The 22163-nt window shown below is 73.5% G+C and carries 18 protein-coding genes; 11 read left to right on the top strand and 7 right to left on the bottom strand.

What is annotated here, in order from left to right; genetic code table 11:
• Window positions 1-8: 8 nt before the first annotated feature.
• The gene (locus tag ABIB37_RS05930) at window positions 9-740 is read right to left on the bottom strand and encodes a Pr6Pr family membrane protein (protein ID WP_354257956.1); all 732 of its coding nucleotides are present in this window, start codon (window positions 738-740) and stop codon (window positions 9-11) included.
• 74 nt (window positions 741-814) lie between these two features.
• On the bottom strand, window positions 815-1891 hold the full coding sequence (locus ABIB37_RS05935) for a hypothetical protein (RefSeq protein ID WP_354257959.1): 1077 nt from the start codon (window positions 1889-1891) through the stop codon (window positions 815-817).
• Between the two features lie 31 nt (window positions 1892-1922).
• Between ABIB37_RS05935 and ABIB37_RS05940 the strand changes: the two genes are divergently transcribed.
• From ABIB37_RS05940 to ABIB37_RS05950, 3 genes are all read left to right on the top strand, one after another.
• Window positions 1923-2378 (top strand): GNAT family N-acetyltransferase, encoded by a 456-nt coding sequence (locus ABIB37_RS05940; protein WP_354257962.1) that lies wholly within the window; start codon window positions 1923-1925, stop codon window positions 2376-2378.
• Between the two features lie 66 nt (window positions 2379-2444).
• Entirely contained in the window at window positions 2445-4679 is a 2235-nt protein-coding gene (locus tag ABIB37_RS05945; RefSeq protein ID WP_502914031.1) for an ATP-dependent Clp protease ATP-binding subunit, read from the top strand.
• Between the two features lie 88 nt (window positions 4680-4767).
• Window positions 4768-6243, top strand: a complete 1476-nt coding sequence (locus tag ABIB37_RS05950) for a sugar porter family MFS transporter (RefSeq protein WP_354257967.1) — start codon at window positions 4768-4770, stop codon at window positions 6241-6243.
• On the opposite strand, the gene ABIB37_RS05955 is transcribed toward ABIB37_RS05950, so the two are convergent.
• From ABIB37_RS05955 to ABIB37_RS05965, 3 genes are all read right to left on the bottom strand, one after another.
• Window positions 6240-6689: a hypothetical protein gene (locus tag ABIB37_RS05955; protein WP_354257970.1), complete on the bottom strand. Its 450-nt coding sequence runs from the start codon at window positions 6687-6689 to the stop codon at window positions 6240-6242. The genes ABIB37_RS05950 and ABIB37_RS05955 overlap by 4 nt on opposite strands.
• An 85-nt stretch (window positions 6690-6774) precedes the next feature.
• Window positions 6775-8082, bottom strand: a complete 1308-nt coding sequence (locus tag ABIB37_RS05960; protein WP_354257972.1) for a cytochrome P450 — start codon at window positions 8080-8082, stop codon at window positions 6775-6777.
• A gap of 65 nt (window positions 8083-8147) precedes the next feature.
• Window positions 8148-8474, bottom strand: a complete 327-nt coding sequence (locus ABIB37_RS05965) for a hypothetical protein (RefSeq protein ID WP_354257975.1) — start codon at window positions 8472-8474, stop codon at window positions 8148-8150.
• 357 nt (window positions 8475-8831) lie between these two features.
• Between ABIB37_RS05965 and ABIB37_RS05970 the strand changes: the two genes are divergently transcribed.
• The 6 genes from ABIB37_RS05970 to ABIB37_RS05995 all read left to right on the top strand — a co-directional run bounded on the left by ABIB37_RS05970 (window position 8832) and on the right by ABIB37_RS05995 (window position 18470).
• Window positions 8832-10409 (top strand): DEAD/DEAH box helicase, encoded by a 1578-nt coding sequence (locus ABIB37_RS05970; RefSeq protein WP_502914032.1) that lies wholly within the window; start codon window positions 8832-8834, stop codon window positions 10407-10409.
• Window positions 10410-10806: 397 nt separating this feature from the next.
• Complete coding sequence (kdpA, locus tag ABIB37_RS05975) at window positions 10807-12483, top strand: potassium-transporting ATPase subunit KdpA (RefSeq protein ID WP_354257978.1); 1677 nt, start codon at window positions 10807-10809, stop codon at window positions 12481-12483.
• Entirely contained in the window at window positions 12480-14630 is a 2151-nt protein-coding gene (gene kdpB / locus ABIB37_RS05980; protein WP_354257981.1) for a potassium-transporting ATPase subunit KdpB, read from the top strand. The genes kdpA and kdpB overlap by 4 nt, the downstream gene beginning before the upstream one ends.
• Window positions 14631-14639: 9 nt before the next feature.
• On the top strand, window positions 14640-15251 hold the full coding sequence (kdpC, locus tag ABIB37_RS05985) for a potassium-transporting ATPase subunit KdpC (RefSeq protein ID WP_354257984.1): 612 nt from the start codon (window positions 14640-14642) through the stop codon (window positions 15249-15251).
• Window position 15252: 1 nt separating this feature from the next.
• A complete protein-coding gene (locus ABIB37_RS05990; protein WP_354257987.1) occupies window positions 15253-17763 on the top strand; it encodes a sensor histidine kinase in 2511 nt (836 codons plus the stop codon).
• Entirely contained in the window at window positions 17760-18470 is a 711-nt protein-coding gene (locus tag ABIB37_RS05995) for a response regulator transcription factor (protein WP_354257990.1), read from the top strand. Before ABIB37_RS05990 ends, ABIB37_RS05995 begins: the two co-directional genes overlap by 4 nt.
• 38 nt (window positions 18471-18508) lie before the next feature.
• On the opposite strand, the gene ABIB37_RS06000 is transcribed toward ABIB37_RS05995, so the two are convergent.
• A complete protein-coding gene (locus tag ABIB37_RS06000) occupies window positions 18509-19474 on the bottom strand; it encodes an ROK family protein (protein ID WP_354257993.1) in 966 nt (321 codons plus the stop codon).
• Window positions 19475-19538: 64 nt separating this feature from the next.
• Between ABIB37_RS06000 and ABIB37_RS06005 the strand changes: the two genes are divergently transcribed.
• Window positions 19539-20309, top strand: coding sequence for an endonuclease/exonuclease/phosphatase family protein (locus ABIB37_RS06005; protein WP_354257996.1), 771 nt, complete (start codon window positions 19539-19541; stop codon window positions 20307-20309).
• Window positions 20310-20333: 24 nt separating this feature from the next.
• Complete coding sequence (locus tag ABIB37_RS06010; RefSeq protein ID WP_354257999.1) at window positions 20334-21449, top strand: pyroglutamyl-peptidase I family protein; 1116 nt, start codon at window positions 20334-20336, stop codon at window positions 21447-21449.
• Between the two features lie 31 nt (window positions 21450-21480).
• Here the strand turns inward: ABIB37_RS06010 and ABIB37_RS06015 are convergent, their stop codons facing one another.
• Complete coding sequence (locus ABIB37_RS06015) at window positions 21481-22140, bottom strand: YdeI/OmpD-associated family protein (protein ID WP_354258002.1); 660 nt, start codon at window positions 22138-22140, stop codon at window positions 21481-21483.
• Window positions 22141-22163: the final 23 nt, after the last annotated feature.

Here is a 22163-nt window from a genome sequence, read left to right on the forward strand (position 1 = left end):
GGCGGTCGCTACGCGCGCGCGGCGTTCGCCTCGCGCGGCGCCAGCGATCGGCGGCGCCACCGCGCGTACGCGACGAGTGCGGCCGCGCCCAGCAGCACCGTCGCGGCCACGATGAGGCACATCACCGCCACGCCGGCGTAGCCGTTCGCGTGCGTCGCCGGGTCGAGGAACGGGTACGGGTACCACCACGGCCGGCCGCTGGCCTGGTCGAGGGTGACAGGTCCGCGCAGCAGCGTGTAGACGAGCCACAGGACGGGGTAGATCGCGACGATGCGCAGGTCGGCGAAGCGCACCTCGCGCTTGCCGGCGGTGAGGAGCCAGTCGATCAGCATCCAGAGCGGCGCGATGAGGTGCAGCACCTCGTTCGACCAGCCGAGGGTCGCGCCCTGCGGCAGCTCGATGCCGCGCAGCAGCGTGTTGTAGACGATGCCGGTCACGACCATGTACGTCGTGGCGCACAGCAGCAGCACGTCGAAGCGGCGCCCGATCCTGGGTCGGCCGAGCTGGGCCGCGACCAGCAGCGCGAGCACGACCATGGCGAGCAGGTTCGACTCGATCGTGAAGAAGGAGAAGAAGTTCAGCAGGTCGAGCGGGATGGATTCGTCACCGCGGGCGGTCCAGAAGCCGACCGAGGTGATGAGCTGGCCGATCACCGCCGCGAGGATCGCGACGGCGATGATCGCGCGGCCGACGAGCACGACGCGGCGGATCGGCGAGGCGGTGGTCGGGCTGGTCGTCATGCGCGCTCCTGACGCTCGCGGTCCGCGATCGAGCAGGCGGTCGCCCGGTCATCGCGATCGTAGCCGCCGGCGTCTCACCACGAGCGGATCGGCAGCGGCTCGCCGTCGCCGGGCGGATCGGCGACGACCGCCTCCGCCTCGGCCCTCGTCAGGTGATCCGGGTAGAACGACTTCGAGAACCTGCCCGTCGCGTCGTGCTGATCGTGCGGGAGCTCGATCGCGGATGCCGCCACCAGGTCGAGCAGCGCCGCCGTCTCGGCCTCGCCGAGCACCAGCCGCCCGCGTCGGCGCAGGTGCACGGTCGCTCGGAACCCGCGGCGCGCCGCCAGCGTCAGCATGAGGCTCCGCTCCGTCGCGTCCGGCACGAGCGGCGCGGACGACAGGACCGCCGTGACGAGCTCGGAGGCGGCCACCTCGCGCGAGCCATGGCGCAGTCGGCTGCCGTCGGGCGCGATCCACGGCGGCTCGCTGCGACGTCGGAGCACGACGGCGGCGACGGTGACGGCCGCCACGGCGAGCGCGACCGCCGTCGCCACCGCCCACGGACCCAGGTCCACCAGCACCGGCACGAGCAGCACGACGAGCACGGGCACCTGGAACAGCTGGAACGGGATGGCCGACGCCCAGTCGCGCCGCACGTCCATCGGAGCCCGCCGAGACCCCAGGCGGATCCACCCGCGCGCATCCACCGACGGCTCCTCGGCCGGCCGGTCCCTCGACGCGACGGGGCCGGGCACCGAGGCCGTGCCCACCGCGATGAGCGATGCGCCGCAGAGCCCGAAGAGCACGATCACGGTCCAGGAGCGGATGGGCTCCAGGGCGGCGATCGGCTCCGGCACGAGCATGCCGACGGAGGTCGTGACGCTCGCCGCCAGCAGGAAGGCGCCGTAGACGAGTGCGCCCCGGCGGGCGCGCCGCGCGCTCCAGGCGTCGGGTGCCCCTCCCGGCGCGCGGGCGTGCAGCGACAGGCCGACCGCGACGCCGATCGACGCGAGGGCGAGCAGGATCGCCGCCGGGACGCCCCAGGGCGGCTGCGGGATCGCGGCGGCCGCGGCGATGCCGACGAGCGCGCTCGCGACCGCGAGCAGGAGCCCGGCGAGGCGGCGGCGCGGCGTGCGCTCGTCGCCCCCGGACGCGGCCCCCGATGCCATGCGGCGTGTCTACCACGGCTAGCCTTCGCGCATGGGCTCGATCTCCGTCACCGACGACCTCGCCCGCATCGACCTCGACGTCGTGCACCGCTGGCTCTCGACCGACGCCTACTGGGCGCTCGGGCGATCCCGCGAGACGGTCGAGGCCGCGGCCCGCGGCTCGCTGAGCTTCGGAGCGCTCGAGCAGTCCGACGACGGCGACGAGCTCGTTGGCTACGCGCGCGTCGTGACCGACCGCGCGACGTTCGCCTGGCTCTGCGACGTCTACGTCGCGCCGTCCGCGCGCGGTCGAGGGGTGGGCTCGGCGCTCGTGCGGGCGGTGCTCGAGGCGCTCGAGCCCATGGGGCTCAGCCGCGTCATGCTCGCCACCCACGACGCGCACGCGCTCTACCGGCGCCACGGGTTCGGCGAGCCCGCGCACCCGGAGTGGCTCATGGCGCTTCGGTCCACGGCCACCACCACCGCAGGCGCGGCGTCCGCCGTCTAGCCAACGCTCAGCATCCGGAGTAAACTTGAGCCGACAGCACTCAAGTTTGATCGGATGGGGGATTCGATGGCACGGATGGGCGGCATGATGCCCGGTCAGGACGACCAGCGGTCGGCGCTCGAGCAGTTCGGCACCGACCTGACGGCGATCGCGCGAGCAGGCAGGCTCGACCCGGTGATCGGCCGCGACGCCGAGATCCGCCGCATCAGCCAGGTGCTGTCGCGCCGCACGAAGAACAACCCCGTGCTCATCGGCGAGCCCGGCGTGGGCAAGACGGCCGTCGTCGAGGGCCTCGCGCAGCGCATCGTCGCGGGCGACGTGCCCGAGAGCCTCAAGGGCAAGTCGCTGGTCTCGCTCGACGTCAACGCCATGATCGCCGGCAGCAAGTACCGCGGTGACTTCGAGGAGCGCATGAAGAACGTGCTCGCCGAGATCGCGAAGGCCGAGGGCCGCATCGTCACGTTCATCGACGAGCTGCACATCATCATGGGCGCCGGCGCGGCCGAGGGCAGCCAGGGCGCGAGCAACATGCTCAAGCCCATGCTCGCCCGCGGCGAGCTGCGCCTCATCGGCGCGACGACGCTCGACGAGTACCGCGAGTTCATCGAGAAGGACGCGGCCATGGAGCGCCGCTTCCAGCAGGTGTACGTCGGCGAGCCGAGCGTCGAGGACACCGTGGCGATCCTCCGCGGCCTCAAGGAGCGCTACGAGGCGCACCACAAGGTGACGATCGCCGACAGCGCGCTCGTCGCCGCGGCATCCCTCTCGAACCGCTACATCACCGCCCGCCAGCTGCCGGACAAGGCGATCGACCTCATCGATGAGGCGGCGAGCCGGCTGCGCATGGAGATCGACTCGGCCCCCACCGAGATCGACCAGCTGCGCCGCACCGTCGACCGCATGGAGATCGAGCGGCTCGCCCTCAAGCGCGAGCGCGACGACGCGTCGAAGGAGCGGCTCGCCGCGCTCGAGCAGACGCTCGCCGGGCTGCGCGCCGAGCTGTCGGAGCTCGACGCGCGCTGGCAGACCGAGCGCGCGAGCCTCAACCGCATCGGCGGGCTGCGCGAGCAGCTCGACGAGCTGCGCAGCCGGGCCGAGCGCGCCCAGCGCGAGGGCGACCTCGAGCGCGCGTCGCGCCTGCTCTACGGCGAGATCCCGCAGATCGAGGCGCAGCTGAAGCAGGCCGAGGCCAGTGCCGCCGAGGCGGGCGCACGGATGGTGGGCGACCAGGTGACGGCCGACGACATCGCCGCGGTCGTCGCGGCCTGGACCGGCATCCCCGTCGGGCGGCTGCTGCAGGGCGAGACCGAGAAGCTGCTCGCGCTCGAGGGCGAGCTCGCGCACCGCGTGGTCGGCCAGCGCGAGGCGGTCACGGCGGTGGCGGATGCGGTGCGCCGCACCCGCGCCGGCATCTCCGACCCCGACAAGCCCACCGGCTCTTTCCTCTTCCTCGGGCCGACCGGCGTCGGCAAGACCGAGCTCGCGAAGGCGCTCGCCGAGCTGCTGTTCGACGACGAGAAGGCGCTCGTGCGCATCGACATGTCGGAGTACGGCGAGAAGCACTCGGTCGCGCGCCTCGTCGGGGCCCCTCCCGGATACATCGGGTACGAGCAGGGCGGCCAGCTGACCGAGGCCGTGCGCCGTCGCCCGTACTCCGTGATCCTCATGGACGAGGTCGAGAAGGCGCACCCGGAGGTCTTCGACCTGCTCCTGCAGGTGCTCGACGACGGCAGGCTCACCGACGGCCAGGGCCGCACGGTCGACTTCCGCAACACCATCCTCATCCTCACCTCCAACCTCGGCTCGGCGTACCTCACCGACCCGACGGTCGCGCCCGAGACGGCGCGCGACGAGGTGATGGGCGCGGTGCGCGCCGCGTTCAAGCCGGAGTTCGTCAACCGCCTCGACGACATCGTCATCTTCGACTCGCTCTCGATGGAGGAGCTGGGCTCGATCGTCGACATCCAGGTGCTCGGGCTCGACCGGCGGCTGCGCGAGCGCCGCCTCGTCGTCGAGGTGACCGAGGCGGCCAGGCAGTGGCTGGGGGAGCGCGGCTACGACCCGATGTACGGCGCGCGGCCGCTGCGCAGGCTCATGCAGCGCGAGATCGACGACCGACTGGCGCGGGCGCTGCTCGCGGGCGAGGTGCGCGACGGCGACACCGTCGTGGTCGACGTGCAGCCCGGCGGCTCGGGCCTCTGGGTCGGTCCGCAGGGCGCCGCCCGGCCGGCGCAGTGGTCGTTCGACGCGGAGTCCGACGCGAGCGACGTCGTCGAGGGCGAGCCGATCGACGACCTCTAGCGGGCGTCCGCCGGGCGCGCGCCGACCGGCATCGTCGGCACGGCATGATCGATCGGGTGCGAACCCGCACGGGAGCGGAGGATCGATCGTGGCTGTCGCGCCGCCCGTCGGGGCCGAGCCCGCCCTGCCGCCGCTGACGCCGGGCCCGCACCGGCGCCGCCTCGGCGTCATCTCGATCGTCGCGTGCTTCGGCGGCCTGCTGTTCGGCTACGACACCGGCGTCATCAACGGCGCGCTGCGGCCGATGAGCGCGGAGCTCGGGCTCGACGCGCTCGCCGAGGGCATCGTCACGAGCTCGCTCGTCTTCGCCGCCGCCATCGGCGCGCTCGCCGGCGGCCGCGCCTCCGACCGGTTCGGCCGCCGCTCGACGCTCGTGGCGCTCGCCGTGCTCTTCTTCGTCGGCACCGTCGTCATCGTCGCGGCGCCGGGCCTCGCGGTGCTGGTCGTCGGCCGGATCCTGCTCGGGCTCGCGGTCGGCGGCGCCTCGACCGTCGTGCCGGTCTACCTCGCCGAGCTCGCCCCCTTCGAGATCCGCGGCTCGATCTCCGGCCGCAACGAGCTCGCGATCGTGACCGGGCAGCTCGCCGCCTTCCTCGTCAACGCCGTGATCGGCAGCACGCTCGGCCACCTCGACGGCGTGTGGCGGGTCATGTTCGCCGTCTGCGCGCTGCCCGCGGTCGCGCTGTTCGTCGGCATGCTGCGCATGCCCGAGTCGCCCCGCTGGCTCGCCGAGCACGGCCGGCACGAGCGCGCGCTCGCGGTGCTCCGCAGCGTGCGGGCGCCCGAGCGGGCGATCGCCGAGCTCGCGGCGGTCGAGCGCTCGGTCGAACGGAAGTCGCGCGGCTGGACCGGGCTGCGGACGGTGCTCGCGCACCGCTGGCTCACGCGCATCCTGCTCGTGGGCATCGGTGTGGGCGTCGCCCAGCAGCTCACCGGCATCAACTCGATCATGTACTACGGCCAGACCGTGCTCGTGGAGTCGGGCTTCTCGGAGTCGGCCGCGCTCGTCGCCAACGTGGCGCCCGGCATCATCGCCGTGGTCGGCGGCGTCATCGCGCTGTGGATGATGGACCGGCTCGACCGCCGCAGGACGCTGCTCATCGGCTTCTCGCTCACGACCGCCTGCCACGTGCTCATCGGTGTCGCCTCGACGGTGCTCGAGCCCGGCGACCCGCTGCGGCCGTTCGTGATCCTGGCCCTCGTGGTCGCGTTCGTCGGCTCGATGCAGACGTTCCTCAACGTCGCCACCTGGGTCTACCTGTCCGAGATCTTCCCGCTGCGCATGCGGGGGCTCGGCATCGGGGTGGCCGTCTTCGCGCACTGGACCGCGAACGGCGTGCTCGCGCTGACCTTCCCGTCGCTCATCGACGCGGTCGGCATCACCGGCACGTTCTTCCTGTTCGCCGCCGTCGGCGCCGTGGCGCTCGCCTTCATCGCGACGCAGGTGCCCGAGACGCGCGGCCGCACGCTCGAGGGCCTCGAGGCCGACACCCTGTCGGGCGCGCTCTTCCGTCGCCGCGACCGCGGCTCACGGCCGCGAGCGGCGCGCGGGCGGGCTGGCTAGAGGCCGCCCGTGCCCCGCACCCGGTTGATGACGCCGTTCGGGGAGCTCGAGATGTGCACCGCGGCGAGCGCCGGGCCGTCGTCGGTGACCCGGCGATAGCCGAGCACGGCGAGGACGATGCCGACGGGGATGAGCACGAGCAGCACGATCGCGAGCACGAGCTGCAGGGCGGAGCCCTCCGTGCCGAGGAAGAAGGTCGCGACGGCGTCCAGCTCCGTGCCGCGCACGGCCTCGGCCGTGGGGCCGACGCGCGTGCCGAGCGCGATCATGGCCCCGATCGCCAGCACGAGGCCGGCGGCGAGCATGACGATGCCGGCCAGCCTGCGGCGCCGGTCAGCCGGCGTCGGCTCCGGCCGGCGCGAGCTGTCGAGCGAGCGCTCGACGGGCAGGGCCGCGGCCTCGGGCGCGGTGCGCAGGATGCCGGTCTCGCTGGGCTTCTGGGCCATGGTGACCTCCTCGTGGGATGTCACCGCACCATAGCGCGCCGGCGGCCGGTCGTGCGCAATCTTGCGGGATCGGCATCCGGCCGGCTCAGTGGAAGGGGCACTTCCCGCTCGTCGCGGGGCGCTCGGCGGATGCGCTGCGCACGCGCCCGCCGGAGGCCGGCTTCGTCGGCATGCGGCGCCGGCTGACCTCGAGCCCCTCACCGGAGATCGCCACGCGCGGGTCGCTGAGGGCGGCGATCGCGCTCGTGAGCGTCGAGAGCGTCACCCTCTCGCCCGGGCAGCGGTGTCCGGTGTTCGGGCGGCCGCCGCCCTGCGGCACGAAGGCCTCGATCGACTCGAAGTCGTCCACGCCGACGAAGCGCTCTGGGTCGAACGTCGAGGCGGTCGACCAGCTCGCGTCGTCGAGATCGGTCCCGAGCACGTCGAGGAAGACCTTGCCGCCCGCGTCCACGCGCTGGCCGTCGAGCTCGATGTCGCGGATCGCCTCGGCGGGCAGCATCGGCACGAACGGCACGGTGCGGCGCAGCTCGTGCGCGAACGCGGTCGCGAGCGGTCCGCCGGTGAGGCGGCCGCGCTCCGCCGTCTCGGCGGCGATCCGCGCCCGCCAGTCGCGGTGCTCGTGCAGCTCCTTCGCGGCGAACGCCACGAAGCGCGCGACCGCGATCGCGGGGCGGAAGGAGTTCTGCAGCTCGATGCCCGCGAGGCGCGCATCGAGCAGCTCGCCGTCTCGATCGCGATGCCAGGCCCACGCGTGGAGCGCAGTGCCGGCCGTCGCCTCGAGCGTGCCGGCCCGCACGGCCTCGATCAGCTCGCGCGCGTGCCGGTCCGACCAGGCCCGGTTCAGCATGGTGAGCAGGTACTCGGGGGAGTAGGGCGAGCCGAAGCCGTCGACGATCTGCGCCTGCCGGCGTGCCCATCGCGTGCGCGCATCCGCCGTGCCCGGGAGCCCCGCCCACGCCTGCATGGCCCGGCCGATCGCGCCCACCGCGGCGTCGTACGCCGTGCGCTCGCCGCCCGCCTGCCAGTCGTCGAGCTCGCCCCGCCACTCCTGCTCCAGGAACGGCTCGAGCCGGGTGACCTGCGCGTCGTCGTAGGCGAGGCCGAGGAACGTCTCCTTGCGGTGCCGGTGCTCCGCGGCGTCGAGCGTGTGCACCGAGCCGTGCCCGAAGAGCGACTCCTGGATGAAGCTCGGCATCGCGCCGTGCCGGCGCACGCTCTCGTCGTCGTAGAAGAGGCGCACGCCCTCCTTGCCGCGGACGAAGATCGCGTCGTCGCCGAGCACGCGCATCGGCGCGGCGCGGGCGCCAACGCGCACGCGCTTCCAGATCTCCGCGCCAGCGTCGTAGCCGCGGGTGAGGATCAGGAGGCCATCGTCCTTCAGAGGGTTGGGCATGTGGGGGACAGTAGCGAGCGCACGTGAGCGCGGCGTCCAGGCGGGCGTGCATCGCGCGCCGGCGGCTACACGTCGAAGCGGTGCCAGACGGATGGCTCGTCGACGGGGCGCAGCGGCGGCCTGTCGGTCGAGGCCGTGGCGATGAGCCGCTGACCGGCGGCGACGAGGGCGGCGCCGACGACGCCGAGCGCGATCCAGCCGAGCACGAGGGCCAGCGCCGCGGGCGAGTCGCCCTCGACGCCGAGGAAGTAGACCGCGGCATGCTCCATGCCGTTGTCCCTCGCGATCGTGGCGGTGGGGAAGACCCGGGTGCCGAGCAGCACGAACGCCGCGTAGGCGGCGATGAAGCCGGGCAGGAGCAGCCCCAAGCCGATGGCGTCGCGTCGCAGCACAGCACCTCCCCGGGTCCCGCTCAGGTGAGCCAGCCTACGTCCGCCGAGCCCGCGGCGGCAGGGGGATGTCAGGGCTCGGGCGGGCGGTCTGGCGCGATGTCAGACTCCCCTGCTAGGCTAGGGGCACTGTGCGAGCAGGGCGTCGAAGCCGGCTCGCCAGCGGGAACCACTTCCCAGCGTCGTAGAACGCTCCTCTCTCCGCCCGGTCCAGCCGGGCGTCGACGAACTTCCACGGCGAACGATCGCGACCACCGTCGCGCTCGCCGAACTGCGTCGATGCACCCACTGCTCGTCCCGCACGGTCCTGCCGTGCCTGGGGCGAGGGTGCACGCGCACGCTCAACGAAAGAGCAACGCATTGACTGACACCACACTGACCTTCGCCGAGCTGGGCGTCCCCGCCAAGCTCGTCACCGCCCTCAAGGGCATGGACCGCGAGACGCCGTTCCCGATCCAGGCCGACACGCTGCCCGACACCCTCGCGGGCCGCGACGTGCTCGGCCGCGGCAAGACCGGCTCGGGCAAGACGCTCGCGTTCTCGATCCCGCTCGTCGCCCGCCTCTCCGGCGAGCTCGCCGGCGGCGGTCGCCGCAAGGGCCTGCCGCTCGGCCTCGTGCTCGCACCGACGCGCGAGCTCGCGACCCAGATCGCCACGGAGATCGCGCCGCTCGCCAAGGCCGCCGGCCTCACCGTCACGACCATCTTCGGCGGCGTCTCGCAGCGCCCGCAGGAGACCGCGCTCCGCAACGGCGTCGACATCGTCGTCGCCTGCCCCGGTCGCCTCGAGGACCTCATGAACCAGGGCGTCGCGAGCCTCTCGGCCATCGAGATGACCGTCATCGACGAGGCCGACCACATGGCCGACCTCGGCTTCCTGCCGGTCGTCACGAAGATCCTCGACAAGACGCCCAGCTCGGGCCAGCGCCTGCTGTTCTCGGCGACGCTCGACAACGGCGTGGACAAGCTCGTGAAGCGCTTCCTCACCAACGAGGTCATGCACTCCGTCGACGAGGCGAACTCGCCCGTCGCCGCGATGACGCATCACGTCTTCGAGGTCGGCGCCGACGACAAGAACCTGCTCGTGCGCCGCCTCGCCTCGGGCGAGGGCCGTCGCATCCTCTTCACCCGCACGAAGCACCAGGCGAAGAAGCTCGCGAAGCACCTCACCGCGTCCGGCATCCCGGCCGTCGACCTGCACGGCAACCTGTCGCAGAACGCCCGCGACCGCAACCTCGCGCAGTTCTCCGAGGGCATCGTGCGCGTGCTCGTGGCGACGGATGTCGCCGCTCGCGGCGTGCACGTCGACAACGTCGAGCTCGTCGTCCACGTCGACCCGCCCATGGAGCACAAGGCTTACCTGCACCGCTCGGGCCGCACGGCTCGTGCCGGCTCGGCGGGCGACGTCGTCACGGTGATGATGCCCTCGCAGCGCGGCGACACCATGTCGCTGCTGCGCAAGGCGGGCATCGGCGCGAAGCCGCAGATGGTCATCGCATCGTCGGATGCCGTCGACGAGCTCGTCGGACCGTACGCGCCGCACGTGGCGCCCGTCCCGGGCGGCCCCGGCTCGGGCAACGAGATCCAGCAGCAGCAGGGCGGCGGCCGCTCGGCCGGCGGTCGCGGCCGTCGTGGACCCCGCGACGGTGTCGCCGGCTCCAGCGCGCACGGCGCCGGTGGCGGCGCGGCTCGCGCCGAGCGTCCCCGCAAGGACCGCTCGGGTCGCCCCGACGTCAAGCAGCCCGCGGCAGCAGGCGGCCGCGGTGGCCAGGGCGGCGCACGCTCGGGCCAGCCGGCCCGCGGCGGCCGTGGCGGCCAGGGCGGCGCAGCGCGCGGCGGCTCGTCCGTCGCGTGGTCGTCGACCGGCGGCGGCTCGCTGCAGTCCGGCGGCAGCGAGGGCGGCCAGCAGCGCCGCGGCTCGCGTCGCGCGCAGGGCTGATCCCCGCGCATCTCCTCAGCTGAGGCACGACCAGGCCCCTCCCGCTCGCCGGGAGGGGCCTTGTCGCGTCCCGAGCGCGCACGAAGGCCGTGAGCGTCGGCGCTTCGGCGTGAGGAAGCCGTGAGAGCGACGATCCCGTCGTCGCCTGAGGCGTTGGATCGGATCGTCGCCCCGCGGGGCGGCCGCGACCTTCCCCGGTCGTGCTCCCGAGTGAAGAAGCTGATCCACATGCTCGACGTGATCGTCGTGGCGAGCGCGCTCGCCCTGTTCGCCCTCCTGGGGCTCGTCGTCAAGGCGGTGGAGCGCCTGTGATGATCTTCGAAGCCATCGCCGCCGTCGCAGCGATCGGCGCGATCGTGCTGCTCGCGACCGCGCTCGTGCGTCCCGAGCGGTTCTGATGGAGTGGCTCTCGGGGGCCTCGTCCCTCCTCGTCGTCGTCGCCGCCCTCGCGGTCGTGCACCGCCCGCTCGGCGACTTCCTCGCGCACACCTACACGTCGACGCGGGACCTGCGCATCGAGCGCGGGATCTACCGCGTGATCGGCGTCGACCCGGAGTCCGAGCAGACGTGGCAGGCCTATGCTCGCGCCATCCTCGGGTTCTCCCTCGTCGGCATGCTCGCGGTGTACGCGCTGCAGCGGCTGCAGCCCGTGCTGCCGTACTCGCTCGGCCTGCCGGCGGTGCCAGAGCTGCTGTCGATGAGCACGGCGGCATCCTTCACCGCCAACACGAACTGGCAGTCGTACCTCCCCGAGTCGACCCTCGGCTACACGGTGCAGCTCGCGGGGCTCGTGGTGCAGAACTTCGTCTCTGCAGCCGTCGGCATGGCCGTCGCGGTGGCGCTCGTGCGCGGTGTCGCCCACCGCCGCTCGGGCACGATCGGCAACTTCTGGGTCGACCTCGTCCGCGGCACCGTCCGCGTGCTGCTGCCGATCTCGATCCTGGGCGCGCTCGTGCTGCTCGTCGGGGGCGTCATCCAGAACTTCAACGGCTTCCAGGACATCCAGACGCTCACGGGCGCCGCGCAGGTGCTGCCCGGCGGCCCGGTGGCGTCGCAGGAGTCCATCCGGCTGCTCGGGACGAACGGCGGCGGCTTCTTCAACGCGAACGCCGCCCACCCGTTCGAGAACCCTGCCGCCTGGACCAACATCCTGCAGATCCTGCTGATGCTGCTCATCCCGTCGGCCATGCCGCGCATGCTCGGCACCATGGTCGGGGACCGCAAGCAGGGCTACGCGATCCTCGCCGTCATGGGCGTGCTGTTCCTGGCGCTGTGGGCGGCCGCGATGGTGTTCGAGCTCGCCGGCGCCGGGACGGCCCCCGGCCTCGCCGGTGCCGCGATGGAGGGCAAGGAGGCCCGGTTCGGCATCCCCGGATCCGTCCTGTTCGGCATCGTGTCGACCGGCACCTCGACGGGTGCCGTGAACTCGATGCACGATTCGTGGACCGCGCTCGGCGGCATGATGCCGCTCCTCGCGATGATGCTCGGCGAGGTCGCGCCGGGCGGCGTCGGCACCGGCCTCTACGGCATCCTCGTGCTCTCGATCATCGCGGTCTTCATCGCCGGTCTGCTCGTGGGTCGCACGCCCGAGTACCTCGGCAAGAAGATCAGCACCACCCAGATCAAGCTCGCAAGCCTGTCCATCCTCATCACACCGGCGCTCGTGCTCATCGGCACCGCGCTGTCGTTCGCGATCCCCGCGGTGCGCGCCGATGTCGAGGGCACGTCGATCTGGAACCCCGGCGTCCACGGGCTGACTGAGGTGCTGTACGCGTTCACGTCGGCCGCGAACAACAACGGCTCCGCATTCGCAGGGCTCACCGCGAACACCGACTGGTTCAACGCCGCGCTCGGCGTCGCGATGCTGCTGGGCCGCTTCCTCCCGATCATCCTCGTGCTCGCGCTCGCCGGCTCCCTGGCGAAGCAGGAGCACGTGCCGGCGACCGCCGGCACCCTGCCGACGCACAAGCCGCTGTTCGTCGGGCTCACCGCCGGCGTCATCATCCTCGTGACCGCGCTCACCTACTTCCCGGTGCTCGCGCTCGGTCCGCTCGCAGAAGGGCTGGTCGCATGACCGCCGTCATCCAGGCGCCCGAGGCGCCCGCATCACCCCCCGAGACGAAGCGCTCGGGCATCGGTTGGGAGCAGGTCCGGCAGGCCGTCCCGGGCGCCGTCCGACGACTGTCGCCCCGGCACCTGTGGCACAACCCCGTCATGCTCATCGTCTGGGCTGGGGCCGTCCTCACCACGGCGATCGCCGTCATCGAGCCCTTCGCGGGCGGCCCCGGCACGTCCGGCGGCACGCAGGTGCCGGTGGCCTTCACCGCCATCATCGCCGTGTGGCTCTGGCTGACGGTGCTCTTCGCGAACCTCGCCGAGGCGATCGCGGAGGGGCGTGGCAAGGCGCAGGCCGACTCGCTGCGCGCCACCAGGACCAGCACGACCGCGCAGCGGGTGCACGCCTACGACGCCGACGCCGACGCGCCCGCCGAGCGCGCGCGCACGGCCGCGGTCGCCTCGAGCGACCTGCGGCTGGGCGACCACGTCGTCGTCACGGCGGGCGAGCTGATCCCCGGGGACGGCGACGTCGTGTGGGGCGTCGCCTCCGTCGACGAGTCGGCCATCACGGGCGAGTCCGCGCCCGTCATCCGCGAGTCGGGCGGTGACCGCAGCGCCGTCACCGGCGGCACGCGCGTGCTCTCCGACCGCATCGTCGTGCGCATCACGTCGAAGCCGGGCGAGACGTTCGTGGACCGGATGATCTCGCTCGTCGAGGGGGCCGCGAGGCAGAAGACGCCGAACGAGATCGCGCTCGACATCCTGCTCGCGTCGCTGTCGATCGTCTTCGTGCTCGTGGCGCTCACGCTCAACCCGATCGCGTCGTACGCCGCGAGCCCCGTGTCCCTCGCCGTGCTCATCGCGCTCCTCGTGTGCCTCATCCCCACGACGATCGGCGCGCTGCTGAGCGCGATCGGCATCGCCGGGATGGACCGGCTCGTGCAGCGCGGCGTCCTGGCGATGTCGGGCCGCGCCGTCGAGGCGGCTGGCGACGTGACGACGCTGCTGCTCGACAAGACCGGCACGATCACCTACGGCAACCGCCGCGCGACGGACGTGGTGCCGCTCGCGGGCGTCACCCGCGAGGACCTGCTGCGTGCGGCGGCGCTCTCGTCGCTCGCGGATCCCACGCCGGAGGGCCAGTCCATCGTGGAGCTGGCGCGCGCCGAGGGGATGACGCTCGACGCGCGCACGCCGGGCGACGTCGTCCCCTTCACCGCGGAGACGCGCATGTCGGGACTCGACCAGCCCGACGGCACCCGGATCCGCAAGGGCGCCGGCTCGGCGGTGCGCGCGTGGCTCGCGGCAGAGGGGGCGCCGCTCTCCGAGGCGGACGCGCAGGCGCTCGGAACCGCGACCGACGCGATCGCGTCGTCCGGCGGCACGCCGCTCGTCGTCGCGATCGCCGCACCGGGCGCGCCGGCTCGCGCCCTGGGCGTCGTCCACCTCAAGGACGTCGTCAAGGAGGGCCTGACGGAGCGCTTCGCGGAGCTGCGCGCCATGGGCATCCGCACCGTCATGATCACGGGCGACAACCCGCTCACCGCTGCGGCGATCGCGAAGGAGGCAGGGGTCGACGACTACCTCGCCGAGGCGACGCCCGAGCAGAAGCTCGCGCTCATCCGGAAGGAGCAGGAGGGCGGCAGCCTCGTGGCCATGACGGGCGACGGCACGAACGACGCCCCTGCGCTCGCGCAGGCGGACGTGGGCGTCGCGATGCACTCGGGCACGTCGGCGGCGAAGGAGGCGGGCAACATGGTCGACCTCGACTCGGATCCCACGAAGCTCATCGACATCGTGCGGATCGGCAAGCAGCTGCTCATCACCCGCGGCGCGCTGACGACGTTCTCGATCGCCAACGACGTCGCGAAGTACTTCGCCATCATCCCGGCGATGTTCATGGGCGTGTTCCCCGGGCTCGGCGTGCTCAACGTCATGGGGCTGCACTCGCCGGCGTCCGCGGTACTGTCAGCCGTCATCTTCAACGCGCTGGTGATCGTGGCGCTTATCCCGCTCGCCCTCAAGGGTGTGCGCTACCGGCCGGTCGCGGCGTCCCAGCTGCTGGGCCGCAACCTCCTAGTCTACGGGCTCGGCGGTCTCGTCGCCCCCTTCATCGGCATCTGGCTCCTCGACCTCGTCGTGCGCCTCATCCCCGGCTTCTGAGAGGCACCCATGTCCAGCACCAGAACCACTGCCCGCACCCTGTGGGTGTCGGCGCGCGCCGTCGCGGTCCTGACCATCACCACCGGCGTGCTCTACACGCTCGTGATCACCGGCGTCGGCCAGCTGGCCCTCCCCGCCCAGGCGAACGGCTCTCTCCTCCGCGACGATGAGGGGCGAGTGATCGGGTCGTCCTCGATCGGCCAGCCCTTCACCGGCGCCGACGGCGAGCCGCTGCCGGCGTACTTCCAGCCACGGCCGTCCGCGGCGGGCGACGGGTACGACGGCGGGCTCTCCTCCGGCTCGAACCTCGGCCCGGAGAGCCCGGAGCTCATCGCCGCTGTGGAGGAGCGCCGCGCAGAGGTGGCGGAGCGCGACGGCGTCGCCGAGGAGGATGTGCCCGCCGACGCGGTGACCGCCTCCGCCTCCGGCCTTGACCCGCACATCTCGCCCGCGTACGCCGCCATCCAGGTGGAGCGCGTCGCCGTCGAGCGCGGACTCGAGCCTGCCGTGCTGCGGGCGCTCGTCGCCGCGCACACCACCACCCCCGTCGCCGGCATCGGCGGCGCGCCCGTGGTGCACGTGCTCGAGCTGAACGTCGCGCTCGACGGCCTGGACGGCTGACGTGGCACGGGGGCGGCTGCGTGTGCTGCTCGGCGCCGCCCCCGGCGTCGGCAAGACCTACACGATGCTCGAGGAGGGCAGGCGGCTGCATGCCGAGGGGCGCGATGTGGTCGTGGCGCTCGTCGAGACGCACGGGCGTGCCGCGACCGCGGCCATGGTCGCGGACCTCGAGGTCGTGCCGCGCGCCGACGTCACGCACCGAGGCATGCGCCTCGACGAGATGGACCTCGACGCCGTGCTCCGCAGGGCGCCCGAGCTCGCGCTCGTCGACGAGCTCGCGCACACGAACGCGCCCGGGAGCCGCAACGAGAAGCGCTGGCAGGACGTGCACGTGCTGCTCGACGCCGGCATCGACGTGATCTCGACCGTCAACATCCAGCACATCGAGTCGCTCCACGACGTGGTCCAGCGGATCACCGGCATCGCGCAGCGCGAGACCATCCCCGACCACGTGCTGCGCGAGGCCGACACGGTCGAGGTCGTGGACCTCTCGCCGCAGGCGCTGCGCGATCGGCTCGCGGGCGGCAGCGTCTACCCGGCCGAGCGCATCGACGCGGCCCTGTCGAACTACTTCCGCCTCGGCAACCTCACCGCGCTCCGCGAGCTGGCGCTCCTGTGGCTCGCCGACGAGGTGGACCAGGCGCTGCAGCGGTACCGAGCCGAGCAGGGCATCGACGCGTCGTGGGAGGCGCGCGAGCGCGTCGTCGTGACGCTCACCGGTGGGGTCGAGGGCGAGACGCTGCTGCGGCGCGGCGCGCGCATCGCCACCCGGTCGTCCGGCGGCGAGCTCCTCGCGGTGCACGTCACGACGCAGGACGGTCTCCGCCGTGGTGATCCCGAGGCGCTCGCCCGGCAGCGCGCGCTCGTCGAGGAGCTGGGCGGCACCTTCCACCAGGTCGTCGGCGACGACATCCCGGCAGCACTGGTCGACTTCGCGAAGGCCGTGAACGCGACGCAGCTGGTGATCGGTGTGTCCCGCCGCGGTCGGCTGCAGTCGGCGCTCACCGGCCCCGGCATTGGGCAGAGCGTGATCCGCGCCGCCGGCCGCATCGACGTGCACGTCGTCAACCACGCGGCAGCCGGGGGCAAGCTCCGACTGCCGCAGCTCGGAAGCGCGCTCTCCACGGCTCGCCGAGTCGCGGGCTTCGCGCTCGCGCTCACCGCCGGGCCGCTGCTGGCGTGGCTGCTCGCGGGCGCCCGGGAGGAGGAGCAGGACCTGCTCACCACCGACGTGCTCGCCTTCCAGCTGCTCGTCGTGATCGTCGCACTCGTCGGTGGTCTGTGGCCTGCGGTGTTCGCCGCGGTCATGAGCGGTCTGACGCTGAACTTCCTGTTCACGGACCCGATCTACACGATCTCGATCGACGAGCCGGTGCATGCGGCGACCATCGCGCTGTACGTCATCATCGCCGTGCTCGTCAGCATCGTCGTCGACAGGGCTGCTCGCCAGACCCGAGCCGCCCGACGGGCAGCGGCGGAGGCGGAGCTGCTCGCGATGGTCGCCGGCAGCGTGCTGCGCGGCGACGACGCGCTGCAGGCGCTCGTCGAGCGCGCCCGTGAGGCGTTCGGGCTCGAGAGCGTCGCCCTCGTCGACGGCGGCACGGTCGCCCTCCGGTCGGGTGCGTCGACGCGGGAGCCCGCATCGATCCCGGTCGGCGACCAGGCGACGCTCCAGCTGCACGGCCGCGAGCTCGCCGCGAACGAGCGTCGGCTGCTGGGCGTGATCGTCGCGCAGCTCGAGGCCGCCCTCGAGCGCGACGACCTCGCCGAGACGGCGAGCGAGGTCGCGCCGCTCGCCGCCAACGACAAGGTCCGCACCGCCCTGCTCGCGGCCGTCAGCCACGACCTGCGACGGCCGCTCGCGGCCGCGGTCGCCGCGGTCAGCGGGCTGCGGGCCACCGGCGACATGCTCGCGGACGAGGATCGTGACGAGCTGCTCGCGACAGCCGAGGAGTCGTTGGAGGCCCTCACGGCCCTCCTCACCGATCTGCTCGACGTCTCGCGGCTCCAGGCCGGCGTGCTGGCGATCTCGTCGACCCGTGTCGACCCCGCCGCCGTCGTGCTGGCCGCTGTGGAGGAGCTGGAGCTGTCGGCTGCGGAGGTCGACCTCGACCTCGACCTTGACGCGATGGACGCAGCGGCGCCGACCGACGTGCTCGCCGACCCCGTGCTGCTGCAGCGCGTGCTCGTGAACGTGCTCGCGAACGCTCGCCGCCACTCGCCGCCGGACGCCCGCGTCCGCATCGCCACGAGCGCCTTCGCCGGGCGCGTCGAGGTGCGCATCGTCGATCACGGACCCGGCATCCCGGCAGATCGACGCGACGAGGTGTTCGTGCCCTTCCAGCGGCTCGGCGACACCGACAACACGACCGGGCTCGGCCTCGGGCTCGCCCTGGCGCGGGGCTTCGTCGAGGGCATGGGTGGCACGCTCGAGGCGGAAGACACACCCGGAGGCGGCCTCACCATGGTCGTCACCCTGCACGCGGCCGACGCCGCCCAGGAGCCAGCATGAAGATCCTCATCGCCGACGACGACCCGCAGCTGCTGCGCGCCCTCCGCATCACGCTCACCGCCAAGGGCTATGAGGTGATCGCCGCCCCCGACGGCACCGCGGCGGTCTCGCTCGCGGTCGACGCCCGGCCGGACCTCATCATGCTCGACCTCGGCATGCCCGGGCTCGACGGCGTCGAGGTGATCCAGGCCATCCGCGGCTGGTCGTCGACGCCGATTCTCGTCGTCTCCGGACGCACGGGCTCGGCCGACAAGGTGGAGGCGCTCGACGTGGGCGCCGACGACTACATCACCAAGCCGTTCGCGATCGACGAGCTGCTGGCACGGCTCCGTGCGCTCAGCCGGCGCATCCCCGACGAGCCCAGCCTCGGCACGATCGCCTTCGCCGGCATCTCCGTCGATTTCGCCGCGCGCCGCGCGATGCGGGGCGACCGGGCGATCCGCCTGACGCCGACCGAGTGGCGGCTGCTCGAGCTCCTCGTCGAGCAGCAGGGCAGGGCGGTCTCCCGCGAGTCGCTGCTCGACGCGATGTGGGGGCCGTACTACTCGCGCACGTCCAGCAACCTCCGCTTCTACATCGCGCAGCTGCGCAAGAAGCTCGAGCCCGAGCCGAGGGAGCCCGTGCACATCGTCACCGCCGACGGCAGCGGCTACCGCTTCGAGCTGGGCGGCGGCATCGACGGGCGAGAGGACCGGACGGAGGCCTGAGCGACGGGCGTGGCCCGAGCTGCGGCGCGGCGCGGCGGTCAGCGAGCGGCGAGCACCGCCGCGCCGATCGCTGCGGCGTGGCCGCCGAGGCGGGCGAGCTCGAGCCGGCGCGGCTGCGGCACGCCCTGGAGCGGCGCGTGCGTGGCGAGCTCCCGCTCGATGACCGGCAGCAGCAGGTCGGCGCACTCGAGCATCACGCGGCCGCCGAGCACGACCACCTCGGGATCGAAGGCGGGCAGCAGGCGGCGCAGCCCCGCGGCCACCGCCCATCCGGCCCGCTCGAGCACGGCGAGCGCCGTCGCATCGCCGGCGCGCGCCGCCCGCTCGAGGTGCACGGCGGTCGCCCGGCCGCCCGGCGCGAGCGCGACCGCCGCCGGCACCGCGGCCGCGTCGCGGGCGAGCGCGTTGCCGCCCGCGTAGGCCTCGATGCAGCCGCGGGCCGTGCACGAGCAGACCGGTCCCTGCTCGTCGACGGTCACGTGGCCGAGCTCGCCGCCGAGGCCGTGCGCACCGATGAGCGGCCGGCCGTCGACGACGAACGCGCCGCCGACGCCGGTGCCGAGCGCGATGAGGATCGACGACGACGCATCCGCCGCCGCCCCCATCGCCGCCTCGCCGACCAGGTAGCCGTTCGCGTCGTTGTCGATCGTCACGGGCACGCCGAGCCGTTCGGCGAGCGCCGCGCGCAGGGCGAAGTCGCGCACCGCGAGGTGCGCCGCCCAGGTGACGATCTCGCGGTCGCGCGTCAGCCACGCCGCGATGGCGAGGCCGACTGCCTCGATCGGCGCGTGGCCCTCCTCGGCGAGCAGCTCGTCGAGCTCGCGCACCGCGGCCTCGAGCGCGTCGAGCAGCGCCTCGGGCCCGTGGATGCGGTGGGCCCGATGGGTGCGGGCCAGCACGTCGTCCTCGGTCCAGGCAGGACCGCTGCCTCGGTCGCCGCCGCGCGCGCGGAGGGCGACCCCCGCGATCTTCGTCCCGCCCACGTCGAGGCCTGCGATCGTCACGGTCTCATCCTGCCGTGCCGCGCGGCATCCGGTGTCGAGAGGCCTCCGCAGGCAGGATGCAGGCATGCGGCTCGCCTCGTGGAACGTCCTGCACGGCCGGACGAGCGCCGACGCCGCGGTCGATGGGGATCGCTTCGCGCGCGCGATCGCGGCGATCGATGCCGATGTGCTCGCGCTGCAGGAGGTCGATCGCGGGCAGGCGCGCTCCGGGCTGCTCGACCTCGCCGAGATCGCCGCCGAGGCGACGGGCAGCGCCGTCGCGCGGTTCGTGCCCGCCATCATCGGCGACCCGGCGCGCGAGTGGCGCGCCGCGGAGGCCGCAGACCTCGACGCGGTCGCCGACGGCTACGGCATCGCGCTCGTCTCGCGATATCCGGTGCTCCGCTGGCACGTCCTCCGGCTCGAGTCGTCGGCGCGCTTCCGCGCGCCGGTGCTGATGCCCGAGACGCGCAGCGTCCTCTGGCTGCGCGACGAGCCGCGCGCGGTCGTCGCGGCCACGATCCGCACGCCGCTCGGCGATTGGACCGTGGCCTGCACGCACCTGTCGTTCCTGCAGGGCGTGAACGTGCGGCAGCTGCGGCGGACGATGCGATGGCTGCGCCGGCTGCCGGGGCCGAGGGTGCTGATGGGCGACCTGAACCTGCCGCCCGCGGTCGTGCGCCGGGTCGCGGAGGCCGACCTCCTCGCGCGCGGCGCGACCTTCCCGCAGCAGCGGCCGCTCGTGCAGATCGACCACATCCTGAGCGCCGATCCGCTGCCGCGATCGCGGCAGGTGCGCCTCGCGCGGCCTGCGCTCTCCGACCACATGCCGATCGCGATCGAGTTCGAGGAGTAGTCGAGGCGCGGCAGACTGGGTCGCATGCGCATCCTCGTGACCGGGTTCGAGCCGTTCGGCGGCGACGCCGAGAACGCGAGCCTCGAGGCGGTGCGCAGGCTCGAGCAGGCCTGGTGGGCCGACCCGCAGCCGGGCGTCGAGCTCGTCACCGGCACCCTGCCGGTCGCCTTCGCGGCAGCGGGGGAGGCGCTCGCGGCGCTCGTCGCCGAGCACCGGCCGGATGCTGTGCTCGCCATCGGGGAGGCCGGCGGCCGCACGGCGATCACGCCGGAGCGCTGGAGCGTGAACGAGGACGACGCCCGCATCCCGGACAACGACGGCGACCAGCCGCAGGGCACGCCGATCGACCCGGACGGCCCGCCGCGGCGCGCATCCGGGTTCGACGTCGACGCGCTCGCCGGCGCGATCCTCGCGGTGGGCCTGCCGGCGCAGCCGAGCGAGGATGCCGGCCGCTTCCTGTGCAACCACGTCGCCTACCTCGCCGCCGGCCTCGACGTGCCCGGTGGCTTCGTGCACGTGCCGGCGGTGCGCTCGAGCGGCACCGCGGGCGTCGGGCGCGAGACCGACGCGACCGCGGCGCCCACCGCATCCGCGCTCACGTTCGACGACCTCGCACTCGGGCTCGCCGCTGCCGTGCGCGCGATCGCGAGCGGTCGCGTCGGCGCGCCGGATGCCGCCGAGGCGGGGACGCGCATCGACCGCGCGGGCACGGTGATCGCCGTCGCGCCCGAGCGCGTCTACGAGGCGCTGCTCGACCCGGCCGCGCTCGCCGCATGGCTGCCGCCCGAGGGTACGACCGGCACGATCGAGGACATGGACGCTCGCGAGGGCGGCGGCTTCCGCGCCGTGCTGCGCTTCGAGCACCCCGACGACACGAAGACGACCGACGACACGGATGCGTCGGTCGTCACCTTCGTCGAGCTCGTCCCCGGGCGGCTGGTCGTCCAGCGGGTGGCGTTCGAGACCGACGAGGAGCGCTTCCGCGGCGACATGCGCATGACGTGGCGGCTCGAGCCGGTGCAGGCCGGCACGCGCGTGACGGTCTCGGCGACGGATGTGCCGGCCGGCATCGCGCAGGAGGACCACGAGGTGGGCCTCGGCTCGTCGCTCGCGAACCTCGCCCGCTACCTGGAGCGGTAGCGGTCGCCACCGCCGCGTCGCGGCGGCGCGATCAGCTGGCGGCGCGCGCCGCAGCCGCCGCGCGGTCGACCCACTTCGGGGTCTCGCCATAGCGCTGCGGTGGGATGAGCCTGCCCGCGGCGCAGTCGTCGGCCAGCTGCCGCGCCCGCTGCTCGCGCGTCTCCGCGCGCTTCGCGCCGAGCACCCAGGCGATCGCGCCGCGCCGGTAGGTCGCGGTCGCGGCGGCCAGGAACGCCTGCGCGGCGGGCGACGCGTCGAGGTGCGCCTGCAGGTCGGGCGGCAGCGCATCCACCTGCGTCTCGTAGGCGTAGATCGCGGTGCGGTCGTCGCGCCGGGCCTCGAACGCGGCGATCCCTGCCGGGCGCATCCGCCCCTCCGCCGTGAGCCGCTCGACGTGCGCCACGTTGACGGCCGACCAGTTGGAGGTCGCCTTCCGCGGCGTCCAGCGCTGTCGGCGAGCGTCGTCGTCGATGCGCTGCGAGAGCGAGTCGATCCAGCCGAAGCAGAGCGCCTCCGGAACCGCCTCAGCCCACGTCAGGCCGCGGGGTTCGACGTGCTTCGCGTTGAGCCCCATCCACAGCTCGGTGGCCGTCTCGTGGTTCGCCTCGAGCCACGCGCGGAACTCCGCCGCGTCGCGGAAGAACCTGGCGGGCCGGTCCGCCGTGCCGCCCTGCGTGCCCGTAGAAGCCATGCCGGAAGCGTGCCACAGGCCGC

The organism is Agrococcus sp. UYP10 (assembly GCF_040547205.1).
Taxonomy (GTDB): Bacteria; Actinomycetota; Actinomycetes; order Actinomycetales; family Microbacteriaceae; genus Agrococcus; species Agrococcus jenensis.